Source organism: Gluconobacter vitians, assembly GCF_015244565.1.
Taxonomy (GTDB): Bacteria; Pseudomonadota; Alphaproteobacteria; order Acetobacterales; family Acetobacteraceae; genus Gluconobacter; species Gluconobacter vitians.
The window spans coordinates 48,659-61,513 of record NZ_JABCQG010000008.1 but is presented as its reverse complement, the minus strand read 5'-3'; the positions used below and the strand labels follow the sequence as shown (position 1 = coordinate 61,513).

Below are 12,855 nucleotides of genomic sequence, written 5' to 3'. Positions count from 1 at the left end.
TGGGTGTGTTCCAGAAACTTCAGGCAGCGTTTCGTTTGTGCAGGAGCTGTCCGGCGACATAGGTCGCTGCAATGCTGCGGTCGTCGCCCAGCATGGTGAGAGCGAAGAGGCGATCGGCAAGGGTTTCGGCAGTTTGGGCGCGGATCCGGCCCAAAGGTGTGGCGGCAGGATCGAAAATACAGAGATCGGCGTAGAGACCGGGCCTGATACTGCCGATCCGGTGTTCGAGGCCGAGGGACTGCGCACCGCCAGCCGTGGCGAGCCAGAGTCCCTGTGCGGGATGGAGTTTCGTCTGAAGCCCCTGAGCAACCTTGTAGGCATCGGACAGGACCTGAAGCAGGGACAGGGCAGGCCCGGCGCCGATATCGCTGCCGATCCCGACATGGACACGGCGTTCAGGATTGAGAGCCTTGAAGAGCGGGAACGAGCCGCTGCCGAGGAACTGGTTCGAGCCGGGGCAGTGCGCGATGGAGCAGCCGGTGTCATGGCAGCGCTGGAAATCGGCTTCTTCGGCATGGACGGCATGGGCGAGGATCGCGCGTGGGCGGAGAAGACCGGCCTTGTCGTACACGTCCAGATAGGAGGCGCGGTCGGGGAAGAGCTCGCGGACCCAGGCGATTTCGGAACGGTTTTCCAGCAGATGGGTCTGCATGAACAGGTCGGGTTTTGTGGCGAGCAGGGCGCCTGCGAGATCGAGCTGTTCGGGGGTGCTGGTGGGGGCGAAGCGCGGGGTGACGGCATAAAGCTGCCGCCCGCGATTGTGCCAGCGGGCGATGAGTTCGGCGGACTGGTCATAGCCGCTCTGGGCGGTGTCGCGCAGGTTTTCGGGGGCATTGCGGTCCATCAGGACCTTGCCGGCGATCATGCAGGTGTTGAGGCGCTCGGATTCCTCAAAGAAAGCATCCACGGACTGGGGATGGACGGTGCAGTACACGGCAGCCGTGGTGGTGCCGACGCGCAGGAGCTCGCTCAGGAACTGCCGGGCGACAGCGCGGGCATAGGTGATGTCGGCGTAGCGGGCTTCGGCGGGGAAGACGTAGTTTTCCAGCCATTCCAGAAGCTGCTCGCCGTAAGACGCGATGACCGGAAGCTGCGGGTAGTGGACATGCGTGTCGATCATGCCGGCGGAAATCAGCATGTCGGGATAATGGTCCACGGCTGTTCCGGCGGGGATGGTGTTGCGCAGACTGTCCCATGAGCCGGCAGCGGTGATGAGACCGTTTTCGATCAGGATCAGGCCGTCGGGCTCGTGATGGAGGGCCTCCATGGGATCGACGGTGAACGGATCGGCATGGAAGGTCAGGTAGGGGCCGCGAATGGCTCTGGTCTGGGTCATGAAGCTACCTTATCGCAGGCATTCTGGCGGGGGGAGCAGGTTTGTGGGGATGCCTGCGGATTGGCAGTCCGGGACGGGTGTCTTACAACATTTTCAGGGGGAGCCGGCCTGCGTGTGTGTTCTTCCGTATGAGCCACGGAGTATCCGCCAATGATGTCGAGTGATCCTGTTATGTCCCCTGTTGCACTGGATGTTCCGGAAGGGCTTGTCGCTCCCCTGGATGGTAAAACAAGTGGCACGGCTGCCGTGCCTGTGCCGGAGACGGCGGATGTGACGGATTCCGGCATTGGCGGTAATGACGGTTCGGCGTCTTCATCGTCCAAAGCCATTGAGGGGCCGTATCACGCGCCATCGCTTCAGCCGGTCATCAAGGGCGCTCGGGGTGTCCGGTTCGACTTCAATGATGGCGCTCGTGTCATGTTGCCGTCACTGGAAGGAGAAAAAATCCCGGCCGGAGCGCAGTGGCATGTGCGGCTTTCGGACCATGTGACCGGGAATGTGCTGTTTGATGCGCGCCTGAAGGGCGGCATGGTCTCCTCTACCAAGAAATTCTTCGTCCCGTTCACGGTGGATGTCTGGCTGGAGCAGCCGGGATCGGAGCCGGAACTGGTCGTGCATCATGACCTGGCACTGTCCGGGCAGCCGGTTCTCGTCCAGCTTCCGGTTGGAACGCTCGGCGATACGCTGGCCTGGCTGCCGGCGGCCCGGCGTCTGGCACAGGAGAGCGGTGCAAAAGTGACGTGTTCGGTGTCCGAGGCGATCCTGCCGCTTGTGGTCAGTGCCAATCCGGAACTGACGCTTGTCGGACATGACCGCATGAAAGCAGACCCGGATTTTACGGCCCGGTTCTATGCGACCTACAATATCGGGCTGTTTTTCACGGACAAGGATAATACCCGCCAGCCGACGGACTTCCGGCATGTCGGTCTGCACAGAACGGCGGCCTATATTCTGGGCGTTGATCCCTGGAATGACACACCGCCGGGCATCACCATTCCTGACGGTGAGACGCCGCCCGTTGCCGAGCCATATGTCGTGATTGCCACGCAGGCCAGTACGCAGTGCAAGTACTGGAATAATCCCGGCGGCTGGCATGACGTGATCGCGTTTCTGAAAAAGGCGGGATATCGCGTCATCTGCATTGACCAGAAGCCGTATCACGGGACGGGCTACGTCTATAACCACATTCCGCATGGCGCCGAGGATCAGACCGGCAGCCGGCCGCTGACGGAGCGTGCACGCTGGCTGAAACATGCGAGCTTCTTCATTGGTCTGTCGAGCGGGCTGGCCTGGCTGGCGCATGCGGCGGGTACGCCGGTCGTGATGATTTCAGGGTTTACGCATCCGGATAACGAGTTCGCCACGCCCTATCGGGTCATTAACTGGCACACCTGCAATTCCTGCTGGAACGATCCGGCCTTTCAGTTCGATCACAAGGACTTCTTCTGGTGCCCGCGCCATAAGGGGACGGACCGGCAGTTCGAGTGCTCGCGGCTGATTACCGGGACGCAGGTGATCCATACGATCCGGCGTCTGATGAAGGACCGGGGCCTTGCAGGGGCAGACAGCCAGCGTCCTGCGGTGGGATAAAGCCTCTGGAAATGCCGTCTGTGCTGGCATGGCAGGCGTGGCCCTGATATTTGCAGGGCCCAGAGTGTTCCACCTGATCGCGGTTCTGTCTGCGGTCCCCATGTCCCGGATGGTTGCCCCATGTCTGATGCGCCTGATGCCCTAGAACCGACCCGCATTGTCGCGCTGTATCATTTCACGCCGTTCGAAGACCCGGCCGCATTGCGCGGGCCGCTGCTTGATCTATGCGAGAAGGAAGGCATCAAGGGAATCCTACTTCTGGCGCGTGAGGGGATCAACGGCACGATTGCCGGGACGGATGAGGGTATGGAGCGCGTGATGGCGCATATCCGTGCGCTGCCGGGCTGTGCGGATCTGGAGAGCAAGGACTCCCGCGCTCCGGAACTGCCATTCCGTCGCATGAAGGTGCGGCTGAAAAAGGAAATCGTCACGATGGGCGAGCCGGATATCGACCCGCGTCAGGGCGTGGGGCGGTATGTGGCGCCGGAGGACTGGAACGCGCTGATTTCCGATCCGGATACGATCCTGATCGATACACGCAACGATTACGAAGTGACGATCGGGACGTTCAAAGGCGCCGAAGATCCTAAAACAAAATCATTCCGCGAATTTCCTGAATGGTTTCGCAAACGGCGACAGGAACTGGAAGCGGAAGGCCGTCTGCCGAAGATCGCGATGTTCTGCACGGGGGGCATCCGCTGCGAGAAATCGACATCCTTTGCGCGGGCTGAAGGTGTGGACGAGGTCTATCACCTCAAGGGCGGCATCCTGAAATATCTGGAGACCGTTCCGGAAGAAGAGAGCCTGTGGGAAGGCGAGTGCTTCGTGTTTGACCAGCGTGTTTCTGTGAAGCACGGGCTGGAGATCGGGACGTATGATGTCTGCCATGCCTGCCGTCGGCCGCTGAACGCGCACGACAAGGCCTCGCCGCTGTTTGTACAGGGTGTGTCGTGCCCGCATTGCCATAACGAACGGACGGAAGAACAGCGCCGCCGCTATGCCGAACGTGAGCGTCAGGAAGCGTTGGCACAGGCGCGGCGGGCCCGGCATCTGGGCGTCCGCCAGAAGTGACGGCGGTCTCGCCGGTCGCTGAGGATGTTTCGCAGCGGCCGGATGTGGCCCGGCGGATGTTCCGGATTGCGGGGCGCTATGCGCTGATCAATGCCCTGACCGCCATCCCTCTGCATCTTCTGATTGATGCAGAGGGGTTCGGGGCCACTGGAACGTGGCAGCCAGGGGCCGTGGCCTCCGTCGCTCTCGGCGTTCTGCTTGCGCCCGTCATGGAAACGTTTCTGTTTTTCTGGCTGCCGATCGTGTTGGTACGGAAGGTGCTGGGGCAGCGGTCCGTGACGCCGTTTGTGGCGTGGCTCGGTTGCGTGGGGCCATTTTCCTTCACTCATTACGGCGGCAGTTTGGGGCGAAGTGCTCTGACTGCGCTCTGTACCGGGCTGGTGAGCGGAAGCTGCTTCTATTTCTGTTTCCTGACTGCCGAGAAGGATGTGGGGATCAGCCCTTTCTGGACGACAGCTCTGTGCCATGCCCTGTTCAACGGTACGGTTCTGGTGGTGTTCGGGCTGGCTTATGTTCTGGGATTCTTGTCCTGAAGAGAGACTGATTCTTCAGGACAAGACCGGGTTCAGGCTTTGGTTTTGTTGCGGGAGCCGGCGGGGCGGCCTCGGGGTTTCTTTTCAGTAGCTTTTTTCGCTGCTTTTTCTTTGGCGGCTTTTGCCTTTTTCGCGGCTGTGCGTTCGGCTTTTGGTGGCGGCAGACTGGCGGCGAGCATGGCCTGTGTGATTTTGGTAGCCGTGACCTTGCGCGGCTGTCTTGCGCCCGGTGCGTCCAGCAGCGGGGCCAGGAAGCGGCCGGTATGGCTGGCTTTGCAGGCGGCGATGTCTTCCGGCGTTCCGGCTGCGACGACCTGACCACCGCCGTCCCCGCCCTCGGGGCCGATATCGATCAGCCAGTCGGCCGTCTTGATGACTTCCAGATTGTGCTCGATCACCAGAACCGTGTTGCCCTGATCGACGAGGGTGTGGAGTACTTCAAGCAGTTTGCGGACGTCTTCCGTGTGCAGGCCGGTCGTGGGTTCGTCGAGAATATAGACCGTGCGGCCAGTGGCGCGTTTGGCCAGTTCTTTCGACAGCTTGACGCGTTGGGCCTCGCCGCCCGAAAGCGTGGTGGCCTGCTGGCCGAGGGCGACATAACCCAACCCCACCTGTTGCAGGATGGCGAGACGGTCGCGGATTTTCGGCGCGGCCTGAAAGAACGGCAGGGCCTCGTCCACGGTCATGGAGAGCACGTCTGCGATGGATTTGCCGCGGAATTTCACGTCCAGCGTTTCGCGGTTATAGCGTGCGCCTTTGCAGGTGTCGCAGGTCACGTACACGTCCGGCAGGAAGTGCATTTCGATCTTGAGAACACCGTCGCCCTGACAGGCTTCGCAGCGACCGCCCTTCACGTTGAAGGAGAAGCGGCCAGGCTTGTAGCCGCGCGCCTTGGACTCGGGGAGTTCGGCGAACCAGTCGCGGATCGGGGCGAACAGGTCCGTATAGGTCGCGGGGTTGGAGCGTGGGGTACGACCGATCGGGGACTGGTCGATCTCGATGATCTTGTCGAGATTGTCCACGCCTTCCAGACGGTCATAGGGCAGCGGCGTCTGGCTCGATTTCATGAGTTGGCGGGACAGCGCCTTGTACAGCGTGTCGATGACCAGCGTGGACTTGCCGCCACCCGAGACGCCGGTGACGGCGATGAAGGTGCCGAGCGGGAAATCGACCGTCAGATCCTTGAGGTTGTTGCCGCGTGCGCCGTGCAGGGTGAGCATGCCGCTGGGCTTGCGACGTTCGGTCGGCACGGGAATGACTTTGCGGCCTGACAGATAGGCGCCGGTGATGCTGTTGGGATTTTTGGCGACCTCTGCCGGGGTGCCGACGGCAATGACTTCACCGCCGAGCTTACCCGCACCCGGTCCCATATCGATCAGGTAATCGGCGGCACGGATGGCGTCCTCGTCATGTTCGACGACGATGACGGTGTTGCCGAGGCGCTTGAGGCGGTCGAGCGTGCCGAGCAGGCGTTCGTTATCGCGCTGATGCAGGCCGATGGAGGGCTCATCCAGCACATACAGTACGCCCGTCAGGCCCGAACCGATCTGCGACGCCAGACGGATGCGCTGGCTTTCGCCGCCGGACAGGGTCGCGGAACCGCGCGAGAGGGTGAGGTAGTCCAGCCCGACATCATCGAGAAAGTGCAGCCGGTCCGTGATTTCGCGCAGGATGCGGCGGGCGATCTCGGCGCGCTGGGGCGTGAGGGTTGCTTCCACGGTGGAGAACCAGTCGAGAGCCTTGCGGATCGGCATGTCCGAGGCTTCGGCAATGTTGAGGTCCTTGACTTTCACGCACAGGGCTTCGGGCTTGAGGCGTGCGCCGTGGCAGGCATGGCACGGCTTTTCGGACTGGTAGCGGGAGAGCTCCTCGCGCACCCACATGCTGTCCGTCTGGGCCATGCGGCGACGCAGGTTCTTCAGCACGCCTTCGAACGGCTTGGTGATGATATGGACCTTCCCGCCATCGCTGTAGGGAATGTCGATCGGCTCTTTCGAACCGTTGATGATGAGGTCCTGCGTCGCGGGCTGAAGCTCGCTCCAGGGCGTGTTCATGTCATCGCCGCAATGGCGGGCGAGGGCGGCAAGCGTCTGGTCGTACCAGTCCGTGCTCGCACCCTTCCACGGGGTGATGGCACCTTCGGCCAGTGTCAGGCTGTCATCCGGGACGATCAGGTTCGCGTCGAAATGGGTCTCGGTGCCGATGCCGTCACACACAGGGCAGGCGCCCATTGGCGCGTTGAAGGAGAACAGCCGCGGCTCGATCTCCTCGATCGTGAAGCCGGAGACGGGGCAGGCGAAGCGGGACGAGAACACGACATGCGCCGGGGCTTCCTTTTCGCCTGCACGTTTGACTTCCTCGGCGTATGCCAGACCGTCGGAGAGTTCGAGCGCGGTCTCGAAACTGTCGGCCAGGCGGGATTCAATCCCTTCCTTGACGACAATCCGGTCCACCACGACTTCGACGGTATGACGCGTCTTGCGGTTCAACTCCGGTGCCTCGGCGATTTCATACAGCTCGCCGTCGATCTTCACGCGCGTGAAGCCCTTGCGCGTCAGTTCAGCCAGTTCGCGCTTGCAGTCGCCCTTGCGGTCCCTCACGACTGGCGCAAGCAGCATCAGGCGCATGCCGTCCGGCATGGCCATGACGCGGTCCACCATCTGGCTGATGGTCTGGGCTTCGATCGGCAGGCCGGTCGCGGGGGAGTAAGGGATGCCGACACGCGCCCAGAGCAGACGCATGTAGTCGTGGATTTCCGTGATCGTGCCCACGGTCGAGCGGGGGTTCTTGGATGTGGTTTTCTGTTCGATCGAGATGGCCGGAGAGAGGCCCTCGATGGAGTCCACATCCGGCTTGCCCATCAGTTCCAGGAACTGGCGCGCGTAGGCGGAGAGGCTTTCCACATAGCGCCGCTGGCCCTCGGCATAGATCGTGTCGAAGGCCAGGGAGGATTTTCCGGAGCCAGAGAGGCCCGTGATGATCGTCAGGGAATCACGGGGGATCGTGGCATCGATATTCTTGAGATTATGGGCGCGGGCCCCACGGACACGGATCGAATGGTTGTCTGGAAAGCTCACGGAAACCCCGGAATGTGGAGAAAAGGTAGTTGTGAGATCAAACGCGCTTGAATGGCGTTGGATTGTTCCCCATTAGATGGGGACTTACGCACGTATGAAAAGAACAATTCGAGAAAATTGGTTGGGACGGGAATGGCAGGCAGCGTCAACAAGGTGATTCTGGTCGGAAATCTGGGTAAGGATCCGGAAGTCCGCAACACGCAGTCGGGGGCGAAGATCGTCAACCTGACCGTTGCGACGTCCGACACCTGGAACGACAAGCAGTCGGGTGAGCGCAAGGAGCGCACCGAGTGGCATCGCGTGGTGATCTTCAATGAGCGCACGGCCGATGTTGCCGAGCGTTATCTGCGCAAGGGCCGCAAGGTCTATATCGAGGGTGAACTCCGCACCCGCAAATGGACCGACCAGTCCGGCCAGGAAAAATACACGACCGAAGTCGTGATCGACCGTTTCCGCGGTGACCTCGTGCTGATCGACAGCAATCGCAGCGGTGGCGGCGATGATGGCGGTTTTGACAATGGCGGTGGCTATGGCAGCGGTGGCGGCTTCGGCGGTGGCAGCCGGGGCGGCTCAGCTGGCGGCTCGGGCGGTTTCGGGGGAGGATCCCGCGGTAATACCGGTGGCGGTAACCGTTCGGGTGGCAGCAATGGTGGCTGGGATGCCCCGCCGGACAACGATCTGGACGACGAAATCCCGTTCTGATCCTGTCAGGGAAACCGGATAGCAGATAAGAGAATGGCGGATGTCAGCCGACATCCGCCATGGCAGGGCGTTTTCCGTCAGCCCACGGGCCCGGTCTTAAAAGACCGCACGGTCCGGAATACTGGACGGGTCCGGCGTCATCACAGCAACCGTGTTGGCAAAATGGCTCCGGCCGTCGGTTCCATTGGCAACACCGCCTGAGCAGGCGGGCAGGGCTAGAGCGCAGGACAGTAATACTGCGTCGAATACCAGAGCTTTCTTTTTGATCATCATTGTTATTCTTCCTTTTCTGATCGTGATGATCATACGATTCTGGAAAAGGAGAGTGAAATCTTATGTTTCTATCTGTTCATAAGTAAGACTTATGAACCGGCGCATGATGCGCGCGTCGGAGAAAAGACAAAAAAAGCCGGTGCATTTCTGCACCGGCTTTCCCGTAGTCCTGCTTTTCAGCGGAACTCAGGCTTCGACATAAGCCTTGACGATGGTGTCGGGGTCCTTGACCACGCCGCCTGCGCCCGAACCGCGCTTGAGCTGATCCACATATTCCATGCCTTCGATCACCTTGCCGACGATCGTGTACTGACCGTTCAGGTGCGGGCTGTCGGCGAACATGATGAAGAACTGGCTGTTGGCGGAGTGCGGTGCCATCGTGCGGGCCATGCCCACCGTACCGCGCTCGAACTTGGCCTTGTCCGTGAATTCGGCCTTGAGGTCCGGATAGTGGCTGCCTTGCGTACCGGTTCCCGACCGATCCCCACCCTGGGCCATGAAGCCTTCGATCACGCGATGGAACGGCACGCCGTTATAGAACCCTTCGGTGGCCAGGAGCTTGAGGCGCTCGCATGCCAGCGGAGCCAGGTCAGGGCGCAGCTCGATGACGACCTTGCCAGTCTTGAGCTCGAAAACCAGCTTGTTGCCGTCGGGCACTGCAGTATCGGACATCTTGGAACCTTCCAGAAATCATTGAAGGCTCTTATGTCGGCCCTCGGCCCAGTTTCGACAAGACGATACGTGCAACATCTTCGCTGACGAAGGGAGAAATATCGCCCCCCAGTCGTGCGATTTCCTTCACGATCCTGCTGGCCGTGCTGCGATGTTCTTCGGAAGACAGCAGGAAGACCGTCTCGATTTCCGGGGCCAGACGACGCAGCGCACCGGAAAGCTGGCTTTCGTAGTCGAAATCCCCGCCGGACCGCAGCCCGCGCACGACTGTACCTGCGCCCGCCTGACGGACGGCATCGACCAGCAGCGTATCGAAGCCGACGACCTCGATCCGGTCGCCATGCGGCAGCCTGTTCACTTCATGGCGCAGGGCCGTAAGGCGTGCCTCCAGATCCAGAAGCGGCTGCTTGCCCTCATTCACTGCTACGCCGACCAGAAGTCGGTCGAACAGGGCGGAGGCCCGGTGGATGATGTCGAGATGCCCGAACGTGACCGGATCGAACGTGCCGGGATAGAACCCGACACGTGGATCAGTCGGCGTTTCAGGCGTCAGGTGCGGCATCGTCGCCTGCGGAGGGAGCTTCAGAAGCCGCTTCGGAGGAACTGGCATCACCAATCACCTTGGCGCCTGCTTCCGATCCTTCATCCGCATCGCCTTCTTCCGTGTCATCTTCCAAAACCGGGAAGACACAGATGACGGTCTCGGTATCATTGAGACGGAACAGCGTCACACCGCTGGCCTGACGGGCCATGACACGGACCTGCGACACTGGCAGGCGGATCAGACGACCCGTATCCGTGACCAGCATGACATCCGTGCCATCAAGCGTCGGCAGCGTGCCCACCACTTCCTTGCCACGACGGTTCGCGGAGAAGGTCATGTTGGTGATGCCCTGACCACCACGGCCCGAGACACGGTAATCATAGGCTGAAGAGCGGCGACCGAAGCCACCATCCGTCACGGTCAGGAGGATTTCCTCCTGCTGCTCCAGTTCCTCGAAACGCTCCTGCGTCAGATCGCCCGTGATCTCGACAGTTTCCTCGTCATCGGAAACGGTCTCGTCCTCGGCACTGTCGTCCAGAGCCGCATTTTCGGCGCGGCGCTTGGCATTGGCCATCCGCAGATAGGCCGAACGCTCTTCGACGCTGGCTTCGACGTGATTGAGGATGCACAGCGAAATGACGGCGTCGCCCTCACCCAGACGGATGCCGCGCACACCCGTGCTGCCACGGCCGGCGAACACACGCAGCGTCTCGTCCGTGATCTGGAAGCGGATGCAGCGTGCATTCTTCGTCGCCAGGAATACGTCCTGACCTTCACGGCAGGTTGCCACGCCAATGAGAGAGTCGCCCTCATCCAGCTTCATAGCGATCAGGCCGGAAGCGCGGATGTTGCGGAAATCGCTCAGACGGTTGCGGCGCACATTGCCGCTGGCCGTGGCGAAGGCGAGGTGCAGGTCTTCCCACAGCTCCTCGTCCTGCGGCAGCGGCAGAACGGCCGTAATGGAGTCCGTTCCCAGTTCGGGGAGCAGGTTGACCAACGCGCGGCCCTTGGCGGTCGGCGCGGCTTCCGGCAGGTGCCAGACCTTCATCCGGTAGGCCTTGCCGCCCGAAGAGAAGAACATCACCCACTGATGGGTATGGGCGTTGAAGCTGCGGACGATCACGTCGTCTCCGCGGCGCCCGGAGGCCGTGCGGCCACGGCCACCCCGGTTCTGGGAGCGGAAGACCTCCAGCGGCGTGCGCTTGATGAAGCCGTCGCGCGTGATGGTGACGACCATCTGGCCGGGCTCGATCAGGCTTTCATCGGTCTGGTCACCGAGTGCATCGGAAATTTCCGTCACGCGCGGCGTGGCGACCTCGGCACGGGCGGCCAGAAGTTCTTCGCGCATGACTTCCATACGACGCGGGCGGCTCTCGATGATGGCCAGCAGTTCGCCGATCTTGTGGGCGACTTCACCGAGTTCGCCCTGGATCTTCTCGCGTTCCAGACCCGTCAGACGCTGCAGGCGCAGTTCCAGAATGCCGCGGGCCTGTGCTTCCGTCAGGCGGACCTTGCCATCGATGATGACATTGCCCTCGTCATGGATCAGCTCCAGCAGCGGGATGACTTCCGCAGCGTCCCATTCACGCGCCATCAGCGATTCACGGGCCGTTGCGGCATCCGGCGCGGCGCGGATCAGCGCGATGACCTCGTCGATATTGGCGACGGCCAGAACCAGACCGACCAGCAGATGTCCGCGGTCGCGGGCCTTGTTCAGATCGAAGCGGGCACGACGCAGGATGACTTCTTCACGAAAGCGCAGGAAGGCTTCCAGGATGTCCCTCAGGCCCATCGTTCGCGGCTTGCCATCGTCGAGCGCCAGCATGTTGGCGCTGAAGGACGTCTGGAGCTGCGTAAAGCGATAGAGCTGGTTCAGGACCACATCCGGGGTCGCATCGCGCTTGAGCTCGATGACGACACGCATGCCCGAGCGGTCGGACTCGTCGCGGATGTCGGAAATGCCTTCGATTTCCTTGGACCGCACCAGATCGGCGATCTTTTCCTGCAACGTGGCCTTGTTCACCTGATACGGGATCTCGGTGATGATGATGGCCTGACGGTCCTTGCGGATTTCCTCGATCTCGGCACGGGCGCGGACCGGGATGGAGCCGCGGCCTGTTTCATAGGCGCGACGGATGCCACTGCGGCCCATGATGATGCCACCCGTCGGGAAATCCGGCCCCGGGATGATCTGCATCAGCTCGTCGAGTTCGATGGCCGGGTTGGCGATCATGGCCAGCGTGGCGTCGATGACCTCACCCGGATTATGCGGCGGGATGTTGGTCGCCATGCCGACAGCAATACCGGCCGCACCGTTGACGAGCAGGTTCGGGAAGACCGCCGGCAGAACCTTCGGCTCGTTCTCGCTCTCGTCATAGTTCGGCTGGAAATCGACGGTATCGCGGTCGATGTCGTCCAGCAGGAAGGACGATGCCTTGGCCAGACGGGCCTCGGTGTAACGCATGGCAGCCGGGCTGTCGCCGTCGACCGAACCAAAATTACCCTGACCGTCGATCAGTTTGACGCGCATGGACCAGTGCTGCGCCATCCGGACCATGGCGTCATAGATCGAGCTGTCACCATGCGGATGGTATTTACCCATCACGTCACCGACCGCACGCGCCGACTTGCGATAGGGCTTGTCGGCCGTGAAGCCGCTTTCGCGCATCGCATAGAGAATACGGCGATGAACCGGCTTCAGACCGTCCCGCACATCCGGCAGCGCACGCGATACGATCACGGACATCGCATAGGCCAGATAGGAGGAGCGCATCTCCTCCTCGATCGTCACAGGAAGACGGCCGGAAGGGGTCAGATCAGTCGGCTCGGTCAGCTCGGTCAAGACAGGTCACCACGCTAGAATTCAGTTGTGTCAGCATACCGCATGCGTCGCCGACACGCTACACCTGCCCCGCAGGAGGCGCCCCCGTTGCGGAAGTTCCTGTTCCCTCATGCGGCAGGACAGGTCACGCGCACGAAAGATTCACGAATTTGCGCAAAATCAGGGTCGCGGTTTGCATATTATTAACTTGCGCGCCTTATTTGAAACCGTTAGCA

Annotated in this window: 10 protein-coding genes; 4 read left to right on the top strand and 6 right to left on the bottom strand. The window is 61.5% G+C overall.

All coding sequences use genetic code 11. From position 1 onward, the window contains the following. Positions 1-19 precede the first annotated feature (19 nt). A complete protein-coding gene (gene guaD / locus HKD24_RS07725) occupies positions 20-1,336 on the bottom strand; it encodes a guanine deaminase (protein ID WP_194259762.1) in 1,317 nt (438 codons plus the stop codon). Between the two features lie 150 nt (positions 1,337-1,486). On the opposite strand from guaD, the gene HKD24_RS07720 reads away from it, so the two are divergent. From HKD24_RS07720 to HKD24_RS07710, 3 genes are all read left to right on the top strand, one after another. Next, positions 1,487-2,926: an autotransporter strand-loop-strand O-heptosyltransferase gene (locus HKD24_RS07720; protein WP_228124253.1), complete on the top strand. Its 1,440-nt coding sequence runs from the start codon at positions 1,487-1,489 to the stop codon at positions 2,924-2,926. A gap of 120 nt (positions 2,927-3,046) precedes the next feature. Beyond that, a complete protein-coding gene (gene trhO, locus HKD24_RS07715; protein WP_194259761.1) occupies positions 3,047-3,997 on the top strand; it encodes an oxygen-dependent tRNA uridine(34) hydroxylase TrhO in 951 nt (316 codons plus the stop codon). Then, a complete protein-coding gene (locus HKD24_RS07710) occupies positions 3,994-4,530 on the top strand; it encodes a hypothetical protein (protein ID WP_322783297.1) in 537 nt (178 codons plus the stop codon). Before trhO ends, HKD24_RS07710 begins: the two co-directional genes overlap by 4 nt. Positions 4,531-4,562: 32 nt before the next feature. Here HKD24_RS07710 and uvrA read toward each other — a convergent pair whose 3' ends face one another. Beyond that, entirely contained in the window at positions 4,563-7,607 is a 3,045-nt protein-coding gene (gene uvrA, locus HKD24_RS07705; protein ID WP_194259760.1) for an excinuclease ABC subunit UvrA, read from the bottom strand. A gap of 132 nt (positions 7,608-7,739) precedes the next feature. Between uvrA and ssb the strand changes: the two genes are divergently transcribed. Next, positions 7,740-8,309 (top strand): single-stranded DNA-binding protein, encoded by a 570-nt coding sequence (ssb, locus tag HKD24_RS07700; protein ID WP_194259759.1) that lies wholly within the window; start codon positions 7,740-7,742, stop codon positions 8,307-8,309. A gap of 96 nt (positions 8,310-8,405) precedes the next feature. On the opposite strand, the gene HKD24_RS07695 is transcribed toward ssb, so the two are convergent. From HKD24_RS07695 to gyrA, 4 genes are all read right to left on the bottom strand, one after another. Then, positions 8,406-8,582: a hypothetical protein gene (locus tag HKD24_RS07695; RefSeq protein WP_194259758.1), complete on the bottom strand. Its 177-nt coding sequence runs from the start codon at positions 8,580-8,582 to the stop codon at positions 8,406-8,408. A gap of 186 nt (positions 8,583-8,768) precedes the next feature. Next, positions 8,769-9,254, bottom strand: coding sequence for a peptidylprolyl isomerase (locus tag HKD24_RS07690; protein ID WP_194259757.1), 486 nt, complete (start codon positions 9,252-9,254; stop codon positions 8,769-8,771). A gap of 31 nt (positions 9,255-9,285) precedes the next feature. Beyond that, entirely contained in the window at positions 9,286-9,816 is a 531-nt protein-coding gene (gene coaD / locus HKD24_RS07685; RefSeq protein WP_194259831.1) for a pantetheine-phosphate adenylyltransferase, read from the bottom strand. Beyond that, positions 9,797-12,640, bottom strand: coding sequence for a DNA gyrase subunit A (gyrA, locus tag HKD24_RS07680; RefSeq protein ID WP_194259756.1), 2,844 nt, complete (start codon positions 12,638-12,640; stop codon positions 9,797-9,799). The genes coaD and gyrA overlap by 20 nt, the downstream gene beginning before the upstream one ends. Between the last annotated feature and the right edge of the window lie 215 nt (positions 12,641-12,855).

What these genes read in the sequence shown, in the direction of transcription:
- guaD (WP_194259762.1), bottom strand. Translation starts at nt 1,336, where the DNA reads ATGACCCAGACCAGAGCCATTCGCGGCCCCTACCTGACCTTCCATGCC.
- HKD24_RS07720 (WP_228124253.1), top strand. Translation starts at nt 1,487, where the DNA reads ATGATGTCGAGTGATCCTGTTATGTCCCCTGTTGCACTGGATGTTCCG.
- trhO (WP_194259761.1), top strand. Translation starts at nt 3,047, where the DNA reads ATGTCTGATGCGCCTGATGCCCTAGAACCGACCCGCATTGTCGCGCTG.
- ssb (WP_194259759.1), top strand. Translation starts at nt 7,740, where the DNA reads ATGGCAGGCAGCGTCAACAAGGTGATTCTGGTCGGAAATCTGGGTAAG.
- HKD24_RS07695 (WP_194259758.1), bottom strand. Translation starts at nt 8,582, where the DNA reads ATGATGATCAAAAAGAAAGCTCTGGTATTCGACGCAGTATTACTGTCC.
- HKD24_RS07690 (WP_194259757.1), bottom strand. Translation starts at nt 9,254, where the DNA reads ATGTCCGATACTGCAGTGCCCGACGGCAACAAGCTGGTTTTCGAGCTC.
- coaD (WP_194259831.1), bottom strand. Translation starts at nt 9,816, where the DNA reads ATGCCGCACCTGACGCCTGAAACGCCGACTGATCCACGTGTCGGGTTC.